General features: G+C 54.8%; 17 protein-coding genes, 1 pseudogene and 1 other annotated feature. Of the genes and pseudogenes, 13 read left to right on the top strand and 5 right to left on the bottom strand.

Going from position 1 to position 19,526, the window contains the following annotated elements:
• The first annotated feature begins 67 nt into the window (after nucleotides 1-67).
• On the top strand, nucleotides 68-1,987 hold the full coding sequence (gene sltY / locus H7K52_RS08745; protein ID WP_003854865.1) for a murein transglycosylase: 1,920 nt from the start codon (nucleotides 68-70) through the stop codon (nucleotides 1,985-1,987).
• A 45-nt stretch (nucleotides 1,988-2,032) separates the two neighbouring features.
• Complete coding sequence (trpR, locus tag H7K52_RS08750; protein WP_003854864.1) at nucleotides 2,033-2,353, top strand: trp operon repressor; 321 nt, start codon at nucleotides 2,033-2,035, stop codon at nucleotides 2,351-2,353.
• On the opposite strand, the gene yjjX is transcribed toward trpR, so the two are convergent.
• A complete protein-coding gene (gene yjjX, locus H7K52_RS08755; protein WP_008925545.1) occupies nucleotides 2,354-2,872 on the bottom strand; it encodes an inosine/xanthosine triphosphatase in 519 nt (172 codons plus the stop codon).
• 205 nt (nucleotides 2,873-3,077) lie between these two features.
• Here yjjX and gpmB point away from each other — a divergent pair, with 205 nt between their 5' ends.
• Entirely contained in the window at nucleotides 3,078-3,725 is a 648-nt protein-coding gene (gpmB, locus tag H7K52_RS08760) for a 2,3-diphosphoglycerate-dependent phosphoglycerate mutase GpmB (RefSeq protein ID WP_003854857.1), read from the top strand.
• Nucleotides 3,726-3,764: 39 nt separating this feature from the next.
• Here the strand turns inward: gpmB and robA are convergent, their stop codons facing one another.
• Complete coding sequence (gene robA, locus H7K52_RS08765; protein ID WP_182629944.1) at nucleotides 3,765-4,649, bottom strand: MDR efflux pump AcrAB transcriptional activator RobA; 885 nt, start codon at nucleotides 4,647-4,649, stop codon at nucleotides 3,765-3,767.
• Nucleotides 4,650-4,842: 193 nt separating this feature from the next.
• Between robA and creA the strand changes: the two genes are divergently transcribed.
• A complete protein-coding gene (gene creA / locus H7K52_RS08770; protein ID WP_033743110.1) occupies nucleotides 4,843-5,316 on the top strand; it encodes a protein CreA in 474 nt (157 codons plus the stop codon).
• 88 nt (nucleotides 5,317-5,404) lie between these two features.
• On the opposite strand, the pseudogene arcA reads toward creA, so the two are convergent.
• Nucleotides 5,405-6,121 (bottom strand): annotated as a pseudogene (gene arcA, locus H7K52_RS08775) (two-component system response regulator ArcA).
• A gap of 609 nt (nucleotides 6,122-6,730) precedes the next feature.
• On the opposite strand from arcA, the gene H7K52_RS08780 reads away from it, so the two are divergent.
• The 5 genes from H7K52_RS08780 (at nucleotide 6,731) to thrC (ending at nucleotide 12,457) form a co-directional block, all read left to right on the top strand.
• The gene (locus tag H7K52_RS08780) at nucleotides 6,731-7,435 is read left to right on the top strand and encodes a tRNA/rRNA methyltransferase (protein WP_154926461.1); all 705 of its coding nucleotides are present in this window, start codon (nucleotides 6,731-6,733) and stop codon (nucleotides 7,433-7,435) included.
• A 188-nt stretch (nucleotides 7,436-7,623) separates the two neighbouring features.
• On the top strand, nucleotides 7,624-7,692 hold the full coding sequence (gene thrL / locus H7K52_RS08785; RefSeq protein ID WP_071591720.1) for a thr operon leader peptide: 69 nt from the start codon (nucleotides 7,624-7,626) through the stop codon (nucleotides 7,690-7,692).
• Nucleotides 7,631-7,749, top strand: a sequence feature (Thr leader region). It overlaps the preceding gene by 62 nt.
• 26 nt (nucleotides 7,750-7,775) lie before the next feature.
• The gene (thrA, locus tag H7K52_RS08790; protein ID WP_182629945.1) at nucleotides 7,776-10,238 is read left to right on the top strand and encodes a bifunctional aspartate kinase/homoserine dehydrogenase I; all 2,463 of its coding nucleotides are present in this window, start codon (nucleotides 7,776-7,778) and stop codon (nucleotides 10,236-10,238) included.
• A gap of 2 nt (nucleotides 10,239-10,240) precedes the next feature.
• The gene (gene thrB, locus H7K52_RS08795) at nucleotides 10,241-11,170 is read left to right on the top strand and encodes a homoserine kinase (protein ID WP_003854848.1); all 930 of its coding nucleotides are present in this window, start codon (nucleotides 10,241-10,243) and stop codon (nucleotides 11,168-11,170) included.
• A 3-nt stretch (nucleotides 11,171-11,173) separates the two neighbouring features.
• Complete coding sequence (gene thrC, locus H7K52_RS08800; protein WP_182629946.1) at nucleotides 11,174-12,457, top strand: threonine synthase; 1,284 nt, start codon at nucleotides 11,174-11,176, stop codon at nucleotides 12,455-12,457.
• A 79-nt stretch (nucleotides 12,458-12,536) separates the two neighbouring features.
• Here thrC and yaaA read toward each other — a convergent pair whose 3' ends face one another.
• Nucleotides 12,537-13,310 carry a peroxide stress protein YaaA gene (yaaA, locus tag H7K52_RS08805; RefSeq protein ID WP_140916178.1) on the bottom strand — a complete coding sequence of 258 codons (774 nt, stop codon included), beginning with the start codon at nucleotides 13,308-13,310 and terminating at the stop codon, nucleotides 12,537-12,539.
• A 208-nt stretch (nucleotides 13,311-13,518) separates the two neighbouring features.
• Here yaaA and tal point away from each other — a divergent pair, with 208 nt between their 5' ends.
• The 3 genes from tal to H7K52_RS08820 all read left to right on the top strand — a co-directional run bounded on the left by tal (nucleotide 13,519) and on the right by H7K52_RS08820 (nucleotide 16,598).
• A complete protein-coding gene (tal, locus tag H7K52_RS08810; protein ID WP_003854842.1) occupies nucleotides 13,519-14,472 on the top strand; it encodes a transaldolase in 954 nt (317 codons plus the stop codon).
• A 125-nt stretch (nucleotides 14,473-14,597) separates the two neighbouring features.
• Nucleotides 14,598-15,185 carry a molybdopterin adenylyltransferase gene (mog, locus tag H7K52_RS08815; protein WP_078804758.1) on the top strand — a complete coding sequence of 196 codons (588 nt, stop codon included), beginning with the start codon at nucleotides 14,598-14,600 and terminating at the stop codon, nucleotides 15,183-15,185.
• A gap of 105 nt (nucleotides 15,186-15,290) precedes the next feature.
• Nucleotides 15,291-16,598: an MFS transporter gene (locus H7K52_RS08820; protein ID WP_140916179.1), complete on the top strand. Its 1,308-nt coding sequence runs from the start codon at nucleotides 15,291-15,293 to the stop codon at nucleotides 16,596-16,598.
• A 50-nt stretch (nucleotides 16,599-16,648) separates the two neighbouring features.
• On the opposite strand, the gene satP is transcribed toward H7K52_RS08820, so the two are convergent.
• Nucleotides 16,649-17,218: an acetate uptake transporter gene (gene satP, locus H7K52_RS08825; protein WP_110411660.1), complete on the bottom strand. Its 570-nt coding sequence runs from the start codon at nucleotides 17,216-17,218 to the stop codon at nucleotides 16,649-16,651.
• A 302-nt stretch (nucleotides 17,219-17,520) separates the two neighbouring features.
• Here satP and dnaK point away from each other — a divergent pair, with 302 nt between their 5' ends.
• A complete protein-coding gene (gene dnaK, locus H7K52_RS08830; protein WP_003854836.1) occupies nucleotides 17,521-19,431 on the top strand; it encodes a molecular chaperone DnaK in 1,911 nt (636 codons plus the stop codon).
• The last annotated feature ends 95 nt before the right edge of the window (nucleotides 19,432-19,526 follow it).

The following is a 19,526-nucleotide window of genomic DNA, read 5'->3' on the forward strand; positions in this document are numbered from 1 at the left end:
TGCGGTGGCCCGGTTAGCATGAAGACTGTCTGGCAAGTTGCCGGCCCCAGCAACAGAGGAGATTTACGTGGTGAAGTGGCGTAACTGGATGATAGGGATCTGCCTGGTCGGTTCGGCCAGCAGCGCATGGGCCGATTCGCTTGATCAACAACGGCAACGTTATCAACAAATTAAACAGGCCTGGGACAGTAACCAGATGGCCACCGTGGATCAGCTGTTGCCTACGCTACAGGACTATCCGCTCTATCCTTATCTGCAATATCGCCTGCTGGCTCAGGATCTCGATCAGGAGACCACCCTGGCCGTGCAGAACTTTATTCGCCAGTACCCGACATTGCCTCCCGCGCGATCGCTCAGCACCCGCTTTATCAACGTGCTGGCTTACCGACAGGACTGGCAGGGCGTGCTGAACTTCAGCCCGACCGAACCCAAGCCGGTGCAGGCGCGTTGCAACTGGTATTACGCCAAATGGGCCACCGGGCAGCAGCAGGCCGCGTTTGATGGCGCGAAGCAGATCTGGCTGCGTGGCACGGCGCTGCCTGCGGATTGCGATAAGCTCTTCTCGGTCTGGCAGGCGTCCGGTCAGATTTCGCCGATTACTATCCTGGAACGTATCCGGCTGGCGATGAAAGCCGGTAATGACAACCTGGTGAGCTATCTGGCGAAGACGCTGCCTGCCGATTATCAGACCATGTCTGACGCGATACAGGCCCTGCAAAAGGATCCGTTAACCGTCAGCACCTTCGCCAGTGCCGTGGGGCCAACCGACTTTACCCGTCAGGCCACCATTTACGCCTTTACGCGTGTGGCGCGGCAGGACATGGAAAATGCCCGCAGCCTGATTCCGATTCTGGTCCGGGCCCAGAAAATGGGGCCGGAAGATGAGCAGGCGCTGAAGGAGATTGTGGTCTGGCGCATGATGGGCAGCGATCTCACCTCTGAGCAGGCACGCTGGCGCGATGCAGTAGTGATGAACAGCGAGTCTACCGCGCTGGTGGAACGCCGGGTGCGGCTGGCGCTCTCTCAGCATGACCGACGCGGCCTGAACACCTGGATTGCTCGTCTGCCGCTGGAAGCCAAAGAGAAAGATGAGTGGCAGTACTGGCAGGCCGATCTGCTGTTTGAGAAAGATCGTAAAGAGGAAGCGGAAGAGATCCTGCGCAAGCTGATGAAAGAACGCGGCTTCTATCCGATGGTGGCTGCTCAGCGGCTGGGCGTAGACTATCCGTTGCAGATTGATGAAGCGCCGAAGCCTGACAGCGCCACCCTCCAGGGACCCGAGCTGGCCCGCGTTCGCGAGCTGATGTACTGGGGGCTGGATAACCTGGCCCGTAGCGAATGGAGCAATCTTATCGGCAGCCGGACGCATACGCAGCAGCAGATGCTGGCGCGCTACGCCAACGAGCAGGACTGGTGGGATCTCAGCGTGCAGGCGACTATCACCGCCAAAATGTGGGACAGCCTGAAAGAGCGTTTCCCGCTGGCGTGGCGGAGTGTCTATGAGCGAAATACCGAGGTGAAGCAGATCCCACCGAGCTATGCGATGGCGATTTCGCGTCAGGAGAGCGCCTGGAACCCGAAAGCGCGTTCGCCGGTCGGCGCCAGTGGTCTGATGCAGATTATGCCTGCCACGGCGGCGCATACTGTGAAGATGTACGATATACCTGGCTACAGCAACACCAGCCAGCTGCTTGATCCGGAAACCAATATCCAGATTGGTACGCAGTATCTGGAGTATGTCTATCAGCAGTTCGACCAGAACCGGATTTTCGCCTCAGCGGCCTATAACGCCGGGCCGGGCCGGGTGCGAAGCTGGCTGAAAACCAGCGCGGGCAATCTCGACGCCGTAGCATTTATTGAGACCATTCCGTTCTCTGAAACGCGCGGCTACGTGAAGAGTGTGCTGGCGTATGACGCCTACTATCGTTACTTCATGGGCAAGCCTGACAAGATCCTGTCAGATGCTGAGTGGAATCGCCGTTACTAGCTGTGCTAAGCTTCCGTACTCTTTAGCGAGTACGGAAGCCTCTTCATGACCCATTCTGATTCCCTCTCTACCGATGCACATCCGGCAGAAGATAGCTGGCAGCGCTTTGTCGTGCTGATGCAGCAGGCCTTTGCAGATGGCCACGCACTGCCTCTGATGCAACTGATGATGACGCCCGATGAGCGGGAAGCGTTCGGCACCCGTCTGCGGATTATCGAAGAGTTAATGAATGGCGAGATGAGCCAGCGCGAGCTAAAAAATGAGCTCGGCGTCGGCATCGCGACGATTACCCGTGGGTCTAATAGCCTGAAAGAGGCGCCGCCGGAGCTGAAACGCTGGCTGGAAGCGCGTCTGGGACGCGCCTGATTACTGTTGATAGAGCGGATGAACGAACGGGCAGAGCGCCAGAATCAGTGCCTGATGATAGACACTGGATCGGCTGAGCAGGCCGTTCGTAAACGCCCCGATTGCGCCACCCTTGTGTTTGATATTGTCGATGCCGGTTAATCGCGCCATCTCTTCGCCGAGTTCACGGCCTTCACGCAGACCCGCCAGCACCACCGGAGGCAGGGTGAAACTGGCCGAGCGCGACTCGCCACGCTGTTTCTGATTTTCCACCACCATCCAGGCAAATGCGCTGTCATCTTCGATGCCCGCCTCAATGGCGACCCAGAATGCCGCTTCTGGTCGGACCTGCCGGGCATTCATCACGCGCTGACGTGCGCCAGTTCGCGTTTCGAGATGGGTTAACGGTTGTGCAGCAACGCCGCTATCGACCTCGACCCCTTCAATATGGCAGGATCCCTCGCCGAAAACGTCGCTGAAAGCCTGAGCAATCGCGTGAATCTTCGCTGGGTTGGTTGTGGCTGCGACAACATGGTACATAATTGATTAAACCCTCAGATGATTAAGCGCCTGACCCATCCGGCTGTTTTCGTTGTCATTCTGAACCCGGGCTGTGCTGACAACCCTCACGTACTGCGTGTACGCCGGATTGTTCCGCGCTGCCTGTGTCTGGAATGTCTGCAACAATGACGTCTGATGGAACAGGGTCTAAAGCGATTTTTGTCGCAGTATAACGGAAACTAACATGCTACAGGTCTATCTTGTTCGTCACGGTGAAACGGTATGGAATGCGGAACGCCGTATTCAGGGTCAGTCCGACAGTCCGCTGACGGAAAAAGGTGAGCAACAAGCCTGGCAGGTGGGTGAGCGCGTGAAGCATTTGGGCATCACGCACATTATTGCCAGCGATCTGGGGCGCACGCGTCGCACCGCCGAGATTATCGCAGATGCCTGCGGTTGCTCAGTGACGCTTGATGCGCGCTTGCGTGAACTGAATATGGGTGTGCTGGAGAAGCGTCCGCTGGATGGCTTAACGACGGAAGAGGAGCAGTGGCGCGCTGCACTGGTCAACGGGACCGAAGGTGGCCGTATCCCTGAAGGAGAGTCGATGACGGAGATGGCGACGCGCATGCACGCCGCGCTGAATGCCTGTCTCGATCTGCCTGCCGGAAGCCGTCCGCTGCTGGTCAGCCACGGTATGGCGCTCGGGTCTCTGGTCAGTACAATTCTGGGTTTGCCCGCCTATGCGGAACGTCGCCTGCGCCTGCGTAACTGCTCTATTTCACGTGTGGATTATCAGCAGAGCGCCTGGCTGGCAGAAGGCTGGATTGTAGAGACGGCGGGGGATATTTCCCATCTGGATGCGCCTGCGCTCGACGAGCTGCAACGCTGATTGCTTAAGGCTGCCGTCACGATGACGACAGCCTTAAACTTAGCTGGCTTCAGCCTGCTGGCGGCGAATCGGAATCAGATATTCGCAACGGATCTCAGTCGGTGGCTCCGAGCGCTTTTTACCGCCATGGGTATAAAAGCGTTCAATATCCTGCCCTTCACGGCGGGTCAGCCCCAGCGTTGGCATGCAGGTACCGTAAAGCAGCAGGATAAATTCCTGCAAATTGACACGCGGACCGTTAAAGGTGAACTGCACATAGTCGCCACCTTCCAGAATAACCTTCTGGCCAGAATGCAGGTTCACCGCGCTGTCAGCAGGCACCGCAGTGGTATAAAGAATCTCCTGCTCGTCATCTTTGTCCTGGCTGGCACGCACCTGATGCAGGCCATACAGCACCGGCGGAATCGTGTCCGTTTCCAGCAGGAACTGCTTCCAGAAGTGCATTCGCATTTCATCGCGGTAGCTGGAAATCTGCTCCAGAATACAGGTGTAGTTCTGGGTTTGTCCCACCAGCACCGTTTCCGGCAGGCTGGCGAAAGCCGGTTCCGGCTGCGTCTCATCATCCAGGCGAATCGGGGGACGGATACCGAATGAATTCCATTCGGAAGAGCGACGATACCAGGCCGGTGTCTGTGCAAACTGTTTTTTGAATGCACGCGTAAAAGTCTGTTGTGAATCAAAACGATACTGCAGTGCGATGTCCAGGATCGGGCGACTGGTCAGGCGCAGCGCCACGGCGGCTTTAGACAAACGACGGGCACGGATATAGGCGCCGATTGCGTGCCCGGTCACGTCTTTGAACATCCTTTGCAGATGCCACTTAGAGTAACCCGCTTTCTGGGCAACATTGTCCAGTGAAAGGGGTTGATCCAGATGGCTCTCCAGCCAGACAAGCAAATCGCGAATGATACCGGCTTGGTCCATAAAACATCCTCTACTCTGGTGGTGCAGCTAAACGCATTCGAAGAATATTAGCACTCATTGCTCAAAAGACGTGGGACGTTTCTCGGGGAAGGTTGTGCTAAATCAGTACGGGCTAAAACCCGTTTTGGTTTGGTCATTGTATCGATTAACAGTACATTACATTCTCATCTATTCCATTTGCAATGGTAACTCCATGACAATATCCCGACTTATGATCGCTGCGCTGACTACGCTGACCTTTTCCAGCCCGCTTTTTGCCGAACAGATTGGCTCTGTTGATACGGTCTTCAAGATATTCGGGCCTGACCACAAGATTATTGTTGAAGCTTTCGATGACCCGGACGTTAAAAATGTAACCTGCTATATCAGCCGGGCAAAAACCGGGGGAATCAAAGGCGGATTGGGGCTGGCAGAGGATACCTCTGATGCCGCCATTTCCTGTCAGCAGGTCGGTCCGGTTGAAGTGAGTGATAAAATTGCACAGGGCAAAGCAGAGGGGGAAGTAGTATTCCGCCAGCGTACCTCTTTAATCTTTAAGAAGCTGCAGGTTGTCCGCTTCTACGACAAAAAGCGCAATGCGCTGGTCTATCTGACCTATTCCGATAAAGTGGTTGATGGCTCACCGAAAAATGCGCTCAGCGCCGTGCCGATTATGCCGTGGCACTGATAATGTTGTGGCATTCATAATGCCGTGGCACTGAACATAAAAAAACGCCCCAGGAGGCGTTTTTTTATTTGCTGCATCAAACAAGCACTTACTCGTGCAGGTCGCCGCAGAAGCGATAACCTTCACCATGAATGGTGGCGATGATCTCTGGCGTATCCGGCGTGGATTCGAAATGCTTACGGATGCGACGAATGGTGACATCGACGGTGCGATCGTGCGGCTTGAGGTCGCGGCCGGTCATTTTCTTCAGCAGGTCGGCACGGGTCTGAATTTTGCCCGGATTTTCGCAGAAGTGCAGCATGGCGCGAAACTCACTACGTGGCAGTTTTTACTGCTCGCCGTTTGGATTGATCAGAGAGCGGCTATTAATATCCAGCTCCCAGCCATTGAATTTATAGCTTTCTACCTGACGGCGCTCTTCCCCTGGCATAGCCAGATTCATGGTGCGCGACAGCAGGTTACGGGCACGAATAGTCAGCTCACGCGGGTTAAACGGTTTGGTGATGTAATCATCAGCGCCAATTTCCAGACCGAGGATTTTATCGACTTCGTTGTCACGGCCGGTCAGAAACATCAGGGCGACATTGGCCTGCTCACGCAGTTCACGGGCCAGCAACAGACCGTTTTTGCCAGGCAGGTTGATGTCCATGATGACCAGGTTAACGTCATTGTCGGTCAGCACCTGATGCATTTCAGCACCATCAGTCGCCTCATACACCACATAACCTTCCGCCTCAAAAATACTCTTGAGGGTATTACGCGTGACCAGTTCGTCTTCAACGATAAGAATGTGCGGGGTCTGCATGTTTAGCTACCTAAAATTTGCCAACAAATTGAAAACAGGGCGTACAGCGGTATGGCGTTCTCCATCATCGAGAGCGGCGGGCCGCGCAGAACCGTTGTACGAAATCATATTTTGATAAGCCATCTATCAACGTCAACAACAGTATTAGCTCAGCCAGTCAGGATGAAAATTGCATGCCCCGGGCGTTAATGATAATGGCGCATATCCTAACTGTATTAACAGCAACCTAACAGCACCAACTACAACCGATAAGCATAAAAACAACGCTTCGTTGACTTATATCAAATGCAATTGTAGCACGTTAACACTTTTGTGAAAAACTTCTCGCAGAATGCCTGTTTAGCTCACAAAAAGCATCATTTTCGTTACATTTTTAACTCATGCAGGCCAGAATTGAACCGGCTGGAAATCACATTTTATCTTATTGAATTTGAATGGATAAATAACGTTTTTTTTAATAAAACGCCTTCTGCCCATAAAAAGGTTCAGGCCATCAGTTTTAACCAGTTTTAACATCATTAATCCACAATTTTCTTATTACCTTCTGGCACCTGAATCTTTAAGAGCCATGTTAATATGACGTTAGATAAATTGACCAATGGATTAAATATGCTTTTCCCACTGATTCTCGTCTCGCCTGCGCGGCCAGAAAACATCGGCGCTGCGGCGCGTGCCATGAAAACCATGGGGTTCAGCCAGCTGCGCATCGTGGCCAGCGACGCCTGGCAGGATCCTGCTGCGCGGCGTGTGGCACATGGTGCTGGCGACATTCTTGATAACATTCAGACCTTTGCTACCCTGGCTGACGCGTTAGCGGATATCGATTTTTCTGTCGCAACCACTGCGCGCAGCCGGGCAAAGTTTCGTTACTACGCCACACCTGAACAGGTTGAAACGCAACTGCTGGAGAAGCGTCAGTGGGTCAACAGTATGGCGCTGGTATTTGGCCGCGAAGACAGCGGGCTGACTAACGAAGAGCTGGAACAGGTCGACCTGCTGACGGGCATCCCGATGGCGAATGACTATCCTTCACTGAATCTCGGTCAGGCGGTGATGGTCTATTGCTATCAACTCTCGACGCTGAATCAGGTTGAGGCGCCTGTTGCGCCTGCCGCCGATGGTCAGCAGTTACAGGCGCTGCGCCAGCGATTCCATCAGCTGCTGGCGCAACTGGAGGTCAGTGATGATGAGAAGCTGTCAGACTGGATCGATCAGCGGGTAGGTCTGCTGGAACAGCGCGACAGTGCGATGCTGCACCGTCTGCTGCACGATATTGAAAAAAAACTCACAGATAAATCCTCGGCAAAAAGCTGATTTTATAGCAACAGATCGCAGAGGATTTCTGCATGGCAAACGATCGCATAGCGTTTCACGGTTTCAGCGGTGGCTGTGCGCAGTGGTTGAAATCTGTCCACCGGACAAATCGGGTTGACTTAACGTGCGCTTTGCTTTACTTCTGGACGCAAGACGGACAGACAAAAACAGACAGACAATAAATCTAAATGCGTAAAATCAGCCTGAACACCACAATTATTACCACCACCATTACCACAGGTAACGGTGCGGGCTGACGCATACAGGAAAAACAGAAAAAAAGCCCGCACCTAACCAGTGCGGGCTTTTTTTTCGGCTTAAATTCAGGAGAGTTTATATCATGCGAGTGCTGAAATTCGGCGGGACCTCGGTAGCGAATGCGGAACGTTTTCTTCGCGTCGCTGACATTCTGGAAAGTAATGCGCAACAAGGACAGGTTGCAACCGTGCTCTCTGCGCCAGCAAAGATCACTAACCATCTGGTGGCGATGATTGAAAAAACCATCAGTGGTCAGGACGCTCTGCCGAATATCAGCGACGCCGAACGCATTTTCAGCGAGCTGCTGCAGGGACTGGCTGATGCACAGCCGGGCTTTGAGTTTGATCGACTCAAAACCCGCGTTGACCTTGAGTTTGCGCAGTTAAAACAGGTTCTGCACGGTATCAGCCTGCTGGGACAGTGCCCGGACAGCGTGAACGCAGCGATTATCTGTCGCGGAGAAAAACTCTCGATTGCGATCATGGAAGCGCTGCTGCAGGCACGCGGCCATGAGGTCAGCGTGATCGACCCGGTGGAGAAATTGCTGGCAATTGGTCACTACCTGGAATCCACAGTTGATATTGCCGAGTCGACCCGCCGCATCGAAGCCAGTCAAATTCCACCGCAAAACATGATTCTGATGGCGGGTTTTACGGCCGGTAATGAGCGTGGCGAGCTGGTGGTGCTGGGCCGCAACGGTTCAGACTATTCAGCCGCTGTGCTGGCCGCCTGTCTGCGCGCCGACTGCTGCGAAATCTGGACCGATGTAGATGGCGTCTATACCTGCGATCCGCGTCAGGTGCCGGATGCGCGTCTGCTGAAGTCGATGTCCTATCAGGAGGCGATGGAGCTCTCCTACTTCGGTGCCAAAGTGCTGCATCCCCGCACCATCGCGCCGATTGCCCAGTTCCAGATCCCTTGCCTGATCAAAAATACCGCCAATCCACAGGCACCCGGCACCCTGATTGGTGCCGAAGGCGAGCCGGATGAAAGCCCGGTAAAAGGCATCACTAACCTGAATAATATGGCGATGGTGAACGTCTCCGGTCCCGGCATGAAAGGGATGGTCGGAATGGCGGCCAGAGTCTTTGCGGCCATGTCGCGTACCGGCATCTCTGTCGTGCTGATCACCCAATCCTCTTCCGAATACAGCATCAGTTTCTGCGTGCCGCAGAGCGAGCTGGCGCGGGCGCGTCATGTGCTGGAAGAAGAGTTCTATCTGGAGCTGAAAGATGGCCTGCTCGATCCGCTGGATATCATTGAAAACCTGGCGGTGATCTCGGTAGTGGGTGATGGCATGCGCACCCTGCGCGGCATCTCAGCAAAATTCTTCTCGGCACTGGCACGCGCCAATATCAATATCGTGGCGATAGCGCAGGGCTCCTCTGAGCGTTCTATCTCGGTCGTGGTGAATAATGACGAAGTGATCACCGGCGTGCGCGTGGTGCATCAGATGCTGTTCGCCACCGATCAGGTAATCGAAGTGTTTGTGGTGGGTGTCGGCGGAGTCGGTGGTGCGCTGCTGGATCAGCTGCATCGCCAGCAGGCGTGGCTGAAGAAAAAGCATATCGACCTGCGTGTGTGCGGTATCGCTAACTCGCAGGCGTTGTTAACCCACGTTCACGGCATTGATTTAAGCAACTGGCAGTCGGCATTAGCCGAAGCCAAAGAGCCCTTTAACCTGGGCCGTCTGACCCGCCTGGTAAAAGAGTACCATCTGCTCAATCCGGTGATTGTGGATTGCACCTGCAGCCAGGCTGTTGCCGATCAGTATGCTGACTTCCTCAGCGAAGGCTTCCATGTGGTGACGCCGAACAAAAAGGCCAACACGTCATCCTGGAATTACTATCAGCAGATGCGTGCCGCCGCCGCCAAATCGCGTCGAAAATTCCTTTACGATACCAACGTCGGTGCCGGACTGCCGGTGATCGAAAACCTGCAGAACCTGATGAACGCGGGTGATGAACTGCTGCGTTTCTCCGGCATCCTCTCTGGCTCACTGTCGTTTATCTTCGGCAAGCTGGATGAAGGCGTTTCGCTGTCGCAGGCGACAAACATGGCGCGTGAGATGGGCTTCACCGAGCCCGATCCGCGTGACGATCTGGCTGGCACTGATGTGGCGCGTAAGCTGCTGATCCTGGCGCGTGAAGCGGGTCATCAGCTTGAGATGAGTGATATTGAGATCGAGCCGCTGCTGCCCGCCAGTCTGACCGAAATTCAGGATGTTGAGCAGTTTATGCAGCGTCTGCCCGAGCTGGATAACGCCTTTGCCGATCGCGTTGCACAAGCGCAGAATGAGGGCAAAGTCCTGCGCTACGTGGGCGTGATCGAAGAGGGTGGCGTCTGTAAAGTGAAGGTCGACGCCGTTGACGGCAACGATCCGCTCTATAAAGTGAAAAACGGCGAGAATGCCCTGGCGTTTTACAGCCGTTACTATCAACCGATTCCGCTGGTGCTGCGTGGATACGGTGCAGGAAATGATGTCACAGCGGCCGGTGTTTTTGCCGATCTGCTGCGTACGCTGTCATGGAAGTTGGGAGTTTAATCATGGTAAAAATTTACGCACCGGCCTCGATTGGCAACGTCAGCGTCGGCTTCGATGTGCTGGGCGCGGCGGTGTCGCCGGTCGATGGCTCCCTGCTGGGTGACTGTGTCTCTGTGGAAGCAGCTGAGCAGTTTTCTCTGACCAACGCCGGACGTTTTGTCAGCAAGCTGCCCGCCGATCCGAAAGAGAATATTGTCTATCAGTGCTGGCAGCTTTTCTGCGAGACGGTGGGCAAAGCGATCCCGGTGGCGATGACTCTGGAGAAGAATATGCCCATCGGCTCCGGTCTGGGTTCCAGCGCCTGCTCGGTAGTGGCCGGTTTAATGGCGATGAACGAATTCTGCGGCAAGCCACTCAGCGACAGCACATTGCTGACGCTGATGGGCGAGCTGGAAGGGCGGATCTCCGGCAGCGTGCATTATGATAATGTCGCTCCCTGCTTCCTCGGTGGCATTCAGCTGATGCTGCAGGAAAATGAGATCATCAGCCAGGCGGTGCCGGGCTTTGACGACTGGCTGTGGGTGATGGCCTATCCGGGCATCAAAGTTTCAACCGCAGAAGCGCGCGCTATTTTACCGGCACAATACCGCAAAGAGGACTGTATCAAACATGGCCGTTTGCTGGCCGGCTTCATTCACGCCTGTCATACGCGTCAGCCGCAGCTGGCAGCTAAACTGATGCAGGATGTGATTGCAGAACCTTACCGGACCCGACTGCTGCCTGGCTTCGCCGAGGCGCGACAGGCCGCGAAAGATATTGGCGCACTGGCGTGCGGTATCTCAGGCTCTGGTCCGACACTTTTCGCCGTTTGCAATCAGATGGAAACGGCACAGCGGATGGCTGACTGGCTGAGCCAGCACTATCTGCAGAATGATGAAGGCTTCGTCCATATCTGCCGTCTCGACACGGCTGGCGCACGACAATTGGGATAACGCATGAAACTCTACAATCTTAAGGATCACAACGAGCAGGTCAGCTTCGCCCAGGCGGTGAAACAGGGTCTGGGGTCGCAGCAGGGTCTGTTCTTTCCGCTGGAACTGCCAGAGTTTGAACTGACCGACATCGACGCGATGCTGGAGATGGATTTTGTCAGCCGCAGCAGCAAAATTCTCTCGGCTTTCATTGGTGACGAGATTCCGGCCCAGCAGCTGCAGGAGCGTGTTAAAGCCGCTTTTGCCTTCCCGGCCCCGGTGAAAGCCGTTAGCGAAGATATCGCCTGTCTGGAGCTGTTTCACGGCCCGACGCTGGCATTTAAAGATTTCGGCGGCCGTTTTATGGCGCAGATGCTGTCGTATGTTTCAGGCTCTGATGAGCAGGTCACGATTCTGACCGCCACCTCTGGTGATACCGGTGCGGCTGTGGCGCACGCGTTCTACGGCATGAAGAACGTGCGTGTGGTGATCCTCTATCCGCAGGGCAAAATCAGTCCGCTGCAGGAGAAACTCTTCTGTACGCTGGGCGGCAACATTGAAACCATCGCTATCGACGGCGACTTTGATGCCTGCCAGTCGCTGGTCAAACAGGCGTTCGATGATGAAGCGCTGAAGCGGGCGATTGGCCTGAACTCGGCTAACTCCATCAACATCAGCCGCCTGCTGGCGCAGATTTGCTACTACTTTGAGGCGGTCGCACAGCTGCCACAGGAAAAACGCAATCAGCTGGTGGTCTCTGTGCCGAGCGGCAACTTTGGTGATTTGACGGCCGGTCTGCTGGCGAAATCACTGGGCCTGCCCATCAAACGCTTTATCGCTGCCACGAATGCTAACGATACGGTGCCGCGCTTCCTCGGCAACGGCGAGTGGCAGCCTAACCAGACGGTCTCTACGCTGTCGAACGCCATGGATGTCAGCCAGCCTAACAACTGGCCGCGTGTGGAAGAGCTGTTCCGCCGTAAAACCTGGCGCTTAACCGATCTCGCCTGTGGTGCGGTTTCTGATGAGACCACGCGCGCTGCCATGCGTGAACTGGCGGAAATTGGCTACGTTTCCGAGCCACATGCTGCCATCGCCTGGCGTCTGCTGCGCGATCAGCTGCAGGAGGGCGAATACGGTCTGTTCCTCGGCACTGCGCATCCGGCGAAATTCCGCGAAAGCGTGGAAGCGATTCTTGAGCAGACCCTGACGCTGCCGCCGGAGTTAGCAGAGCGCGCCGATCTGCCGCTGCTGTCGCATCAGATGAAAGGTGACTTCGCCTCGCTGCGGGCGTTCCTGCTGAAGTAATGCGGTGAAAGGCTTCCCGGTTGCGGGAAGCCTGTTTATGGCAGGTAGAGTGCGTGGGCGTTACTGCTCCGCGCGCTTGTTACTGCTCCGCGCGCTTAAAGACCAGCTCGCTCTCGCTGCTGCTGATCGCATCAAAACGATAGCCATCCACATCAAACGCCTTAAGCTGTTCCGGCGTTGTCAGACGCTGCTGAATCACATAGCGACTCATCAATCCACGCGCCTTTTTGGCATAGAAGCTAATGACTTTATAGCTGCCATTCTTCTCATCAAGGAACACCGGCTTAATCAGCTGTGCCTGCAGTTTCTTCGGCTTAACCGCCCTGAAATATTCGTCTGACGCGAGGTTGATCAGCACCTCATCACCCTGTTCTGCCAGTGCGGCATTCAATGTTTCAGTGATGAGATCGCCCCAGAAGGTGTAGAGATCTTTACCCGCCGGATTCGCCAGACGAATGCCCATCTCCAGCCGGTAAGGCTGCATGAGATCGAGCGGACGGAGCACGCCATACAGGCCCGACAACATGCGCAGATGCTGCTGAGCAAAATCGAAATCCTGTTCGCTGAAGGTCCCGGCCTGCAAACCGGTATAGACATCACCTTTAAACGCCAGGATAGCCTGACGGGCATTCTGAGGTGAGAAGTCGGGGTGCCAGCTGTTAAAGCGATCGGCATTGAGGTGCGCCAGTTTGTCACTGATGCCCATTAACGAGGCGATGCTGGCGGGTGACAGATCGCGCGCAATCTCAATCAGCTGTTGTGACTTTTCTAACAGCGCAGGCTGGGTGAAACGCGTTGTCGCCAGCGGGCTTTCATAATCCAGCGTCTTGGCGGGAGAGATCACCATCAACATAGTTGCTTCCTCGGTTAATGCCTGGTTTAACAGGGCATTGGCGGCTTATCAGGCTTCGCAGTGTACCAAAAAAGCCGCAAAGAATGACGAATCACTCCTATTTGTTCGCGCTATCGTAAACGGCATTCCCTGACCTTGCGCCACCGTTGACGCGTGATATTATCGCAACAGCTTTTTTCACACTGACAGTTAACTAAGAGAAAAGAACATGACGGACAAACTTACCTCCCTGCGTCAGCTCACTACCGTAGTCGCCGACACCGGTGATATTGCAGCCATGAAGCTGTATCAGCCACAAGACGCCACCACCAACCCTTCTCTGATTCTTAACGCCGCACAAATCCCTGAATACCGTAAACTGATCGATGAAGCGATTAGCTGGGCGCGTGAGCAGAGCAGCAACAAAGAAGAGCAGCTGCAGCTGGTTTCTGACAAGCTGGCCGTTAACATTGGTCTGGAAATTCTGAAACTGATCCCAGGCCGCATCTCGACTGAAGTCGATGCGCGTCTCTCTTACGACACAGAAGGCAGCATCGCGAAAGCCCGCAGCCTGATCAAACTCTACAATGATGCTGGTATCAGCAATGACCGCATCCTGATCAAACTGGCGTCTACCTGGCAGGGCATCCGTGCTGCAGAGCAGCTGGAAAAAGAGGGTATCAACTGTAACCTGACTCTGCTGTTCTCCTTTGCTCAGGCGCGTGCCTGTGCCGAAGCGGGCGTGTTCCTGATCTCTCCGTTTGTTGGCCGTATCCTCGACTGGTATAAAGCGAACACCGATAAGAAAGAGTATGCCGCGCACGAAGATCCAGGCGTGGTTTCAGTTTCTGAAATCTACAACTACTACAAGCAGCACGGCTATGAAACCGTGGTGATGGGCGCGAGCTTCCGTAACGTCGGCGAAATCATCGAGCTGGCTGGCTGTGACCGTCTGACCATTTCTCCTGCGCTGCTGAAAGAGCTGGCAGAGAGCGAAGGCACCCTGGAGCGTAAACTGAGCTACAGCGGCGAAGTGAAAGCGCGTCCGGCCCGCATGACCGAGTCTGAGTTCCTGTGGCAGCACAACCAGGATCCTATGGCCGTTGCGAAGCTGGCAGAAGGTATCCGCAACTTTGCCGTTGATCAGGGCAAACTTGAGAAGATGCTGGCAGAACTGCTGTAACCGGCTGACCGTGGCGGCGCAGGCTGCCACGGTTTTCCCTTTTCCGACCCTTTCACTTTATATTATCCTCTCTGCTATTCCCCTTTTACTCCACCGCACCGCGGTAAATCACAGCGAAGCTAATCATGAATACATTACGCATTGGCCTGATCTCGGTCTCCGATCGCGCCGCGAACGGCATCTATCAGGATGAGGGGATTCCCGCGCTGGAGAGCTGGCTGAGTCGCGCACTCAGCAGCCCGTTTGAGATTGAGTCCCGCCTGGTGCCTGACGAGCAGCCGATGATTGAGCACGCGATCTGCGAGCTGGTCGATGAACGCTTTTGCCACCTGGTATTAACCACTGGCGGCACAGGTCCGGCCCGGCGCGATGTGACGCCGGATGCCACCTTAGCCGTTGCCGATCGGGAAATGCCGGGTTTTGGTGAGCAGATGCGCCAGATCAGCCTGCAGTTTGTGCCGACCGCGATTCTGTCGCGTCAGGTTGGGGTAATCCGCAAACAGTCGCTGATCCTCAACCTTCCGGGTCAGCCGAAGTCGATCAAAGAGACGCTGGAAGGGCTGAAGGATGAGCAGGGCAACGTAAAAGTGCACGGCATTTTTGCTTCCGTACCCTATTGTTTACAGCTGCTGGACGGGCCTTATGTCGAAACGCATCGCGAGGTCGTAGCAGCATTTCGCCCTAAAAGCGCGATACGTGAGATAAATAACTAAATATTCCCCATTTCAGGCATAAGCTACAGCCTGGCTGGTGTGGCAAAAGATTGACGGTATAGTAAGGCTATCTTTACAACGTTCTCTCTTTGCCTCTGGAATATTATGAATCTGACTCACACACAGCGTCTGACCGGTAAGGATTACAAAACCCTGGCGCTGGCCGCGCTCGGCGGCGCGCTGGAATTCTACGACTTCATCATTTTTGTCTTCTTCGCCACGGTGATTGGCGAACTCTTCTTCCCCGCAGATATTCCGGAGTGGCTGCGACAGCTGCAGACGTTTGCCATTTTTGCCGCAGGCTATCTGGCACGTCCGCTGGGCGGCATTGTGATGGCGCATTTTGGCGATAAACTCGGGCGCAAGAAGATGTTCAGCCTGAGTATTCTGCTGATGGCGCTGCCAACCTTAATGATGGGCGCTTTACCCACCTGGCAGACGATTGGGATTGCAGCGCCACTGCTGATGTTGCTGATGCGAATGTTACAGGGCGCGGCGATTGGCGGAGAGGTACCCGGCGCGTGGGTGTTTGTCGCTGAACACGTGCCTTATAAACGTATCGGCATCGCCTGTGGCACTCTGACGGCCGGGCTGACCATCGGCATTTTACTGGGGTCGCTGGTGGCGACACTGATCAATACCTCGATGTCGCAGCAGGCCATTCATGACGGCGGCTGGCGCATTCCATTCTTCCTGGGCGGCGTATTTGGGTTGCTCGCGATGTTCCTGCGCCGCTGGCTGCATGAAACACCGGTCTTCATTGAGATGCAGCAGCGTAAAGCGCTGGCTGAAACCCTGCCGCTGAAAACCGTGCTGGCGGAGCATAAAAAGTCGATTGTGATCTCCATGCTGCTGACCTGGCTGCTCTCCGCCTGCATCGTCGTGGTGATCCTGATGTCGCCGGTCTGGCTGCAGAAGCAGCAGGGCATCGCGCCCGCACTGACTCTGCAGGCCAACAGCATTGCCACCGTGATGCTCTGCGTTGGCTGCATTATTGCCGGACTCGCTGCGGATCGTTTTGGTGCCAGTCGTACCCTGTGTGTCGGCAGCCTGCTGCTGGCGATCTGTAGCTGGCAGTTTTATCACCTGAGCGCCCTCTATCCGCAGCAGCTCTTCCTGCTCTATGGCGTGGCGGGGCTCAGCGTCGGTATCGTCGGCGTGGTGCCGTTTGTGATGGTGCGTGCCTTTCCGGCAGAGGTGCGTTTTACCGGACTCTCATTCTCCTACAATCTTTCCTACGCGATCTTTGGCGGCCTGACACCGATCCTGGTGTCGCTGCTGATGAATGTCTCCGTGATGGCACCGTGCTGGTATGTGATGGCGCTGGCGCTGGTGGGATTGCTGACAGGGATCTGGCTGCGGCGTGATGTCAGCCACGAGCCGGGACTGAATCAGGGGATTAATTCGTTGTAAAGTAAGAACGCGGAGCCAGGCTCCGCGTTTTTTTATGGCTGAAAATATGCTTAACGTATTTTTGCGCCAATCGGCAAAAGGGTGCGGCCAAAGGTTTCATTCAGCACCTCGCCCATCGCCAGATAGCAGGCGCTGGCACCACAGATGATCCCGACCCAGCCCGCAGAGACCACCAGCGCAGGCAGGTGCATGAGATGAGCCACGGCCAGCAGCAGAAACAGCAGCGTAAGCGAGCCGAAAACAAACTGCAGCATCCGCGTACCTTTTAGTGTGCCGATAAACATGAACAGCGTGAAGATGCCCCACAGTGCCAGCCAGACACCCAGGAAGCGTTCATCAGGCGCGTTTGCCAGACCCATTTGCGGTAACAGCTGGATCGCCACGAAGCTTAACCAGAACATGCCGTATGAGGTAAAAGCCGTCAGCCCAAAGGTATTGTTCTTCTTAAACTCCAGCAGACCGGCCAGCACCTGCGCGATCCCGCCATAAAAAATCCCCATCGCTAAAATTGCGACATCCAGGGCAAACAGGCCCGTGTTGTGCAGGTTCAGCAAAATGGTTGTCATGCCAAAACCCATCAATCCCAGCGGGGCAGGGTTAGCCAGCGTTGAATTCGCCATAATTCCTCGGCAGTGAAAGAGTGTTGATTACATAAACGGATTCCATCCTGCTCCCCGGGAGGAGCAAGGGGACGCATCATATTCAGCGTTGTGTCAGCGTTCTTTGATCCCGGCAGGGCCAGCGATAAAAAATTTTTTTTGGTTTAACCCTTGATGCGCATCGAAGCGGCCCCATTTACTTGTCATCGAGCGTTGTGAACGTTGGAAAAAAAGCATGTGCTGGCAGGTTGAATGCAAACAACTCGCCCACATAAAAGGTTCACAACCCAAATTGGCAACGAATTTAAGTGGGAGATGTTTAGATGGGTAAGATTATTGGTATTGACCTGGGTACAACCAACTCTTGTGTTGCGATCATGGATGGCACCAAAGCACGCGTGCTGGAAAATGCCGAGGGCGATCGCACCACGCCTTCAATTATTGCGTATACACAGGATGGCGAAATTCTGGTCGGTCAACCGGCTAAACGTCAGGCAGTGACCAACCCGCAGAATACCCTGTTCGCAATTAAGCGTCTGATCGGTCGTCGCTTCCAGGACGAAGAAGTACAGCGTGACATTAAAATCATGCCGTACAAAATCACCGGCGCTGACAACGGCGACGCATGGCTGGAAGTAAAAGGTCAGAGAATGGCACCTCCGCAGATCTCTGCTGAAGTGCTGAAGAAAATGAAGAAGACCGCCGAAGATTACCTCGGTGAGCCAGTGACTGAAGCGGTTATTACCGTACCGGCCTACTTCAACGATGCGCAGCGCCAGGCGACCAAAGATGCCGGCCGTATCGCAGGTCTGGAAGTCAAACGTATCATTAACGAACCGACTGCAGCAGCACTGGCATACGGTCTGGATAAAGGCCAGGGCAACCGCACCATCGCGGTTTATGACCTGGGTGGCGGTACCTTCGATATCTCAATCATCGAGATCGACGAAGTTGACGGCGAAAAAACCTTTGAAGTTCTGGCGACCAACGGTGATACCCACCTGGGTGGTGAAGACTTCGATAGCCGCCTGATTAACTATCTGGTTGCTGAATTCAAAAAAGACCAGGGTATCGATCTGCACAACGATCCACTGGCGATGCAGCGTCTGAAAGAAGCCGCAGAGAAAGCAAAAATCGAGCTTTCTTCTGCACAGCAGACCGACGTTAACCTGCCATACATCACGGCAGATGCGACCGGTCCTAAGCACCTGAACATCAAAGTGACCCGTTCTAAACTGGAATCACTGGTTGAAGATCTGGTTGCACGCTCAATCGCGCCTCTGAAAGTTGCGCTGCAGGATGCCGGCCTGTCTGTTTCAGACATCAACGACGTTATCCTGGTCGGTGGTCAGACACGTATGCCACTGGTTCAGGCCAAAGTGACTGAGTTCTTCGGTAAAGAGCCACGTAAAGACGTGAACCCGGACGAAGCGGTTGCTGTGGGTGCTGCGGTTCAGGGTGGTGTACTGGGTGGCGACGTGAAAGACGTGCTGCTGCTGGACGTTACCCCGCTGTCACTGGGTATCGAAACGATGGGTGGCGTGATGACCTCGCTGATCAGCAAGAACACCACCATCCCAACCAAGCACAGCCAGGTCTTCTCGACGGCTGAAGATAACCAGTCAGCCGTGACTATTCACGTGCTGCAGGGTGAGCGTAAGCGTGCCAATGACAACAAGTCACTGGGCCAGTTCAACCTCGACGGTATCCAGAATGCGCCACGCGGTATGCCGCAGATCGAAGTGACTTTCGACATCGATGCCGACGGTATCCTGCACGTATCAGCGAAAGACAAGAACAGCGGTAAAGAGCAGAAAATCACCATCAAAGCCTCTTCAGGTCTGAGCGATGATGAGATCCAGAAAATGGTGCGTGATGCGGAAGCGAATGCTGAATCTGACCGTAAGTTCGAAGAGCTGGTTCAGACGCGTAACCAGGGTGACCAGATTGCCCACAGCACGCGTAAGCAGCTGGAAGAAGCAGGCGACAAACTGTCAGCTGATGACAAAGCGCCAATCGAAGCCGCACTGGCCGCGCTGGAAACTGCGCTGAAAGGCGAAGACAAAGCGGAAATCGACGCCAAAATGCAGGCGCTGATGGAAGTGTCTGGCAAACTGATGGAAGCAGCACAGCAGTCTCAGGCGGGTGCAGCAGATGCCGGTGACGCGTCAGCGAAGAAAGATGACGACGTTGTCGATGCTGAATTCGAAGAAGTGAAAGACAACAAGAAATAATTGCCCCTGACCGGGCGCGACGGTTGGCCTGACAGCCGTTGAAACCAGCACGGGCGTAGGAGATCTCTCCACGCCCGTGCGATCATGTTAAGGGC

It is taken from the genome of Pantoea hericii, from assembly GCF_014155795.1.
In the GTDB taxonomy this organism is placed as follows: Bacteria; Pseudomonadota; Gammaproteobacteria; order Enterobacterales; family Enterobacteriaceae; genus Pantoea; species Pantoea eucalypti.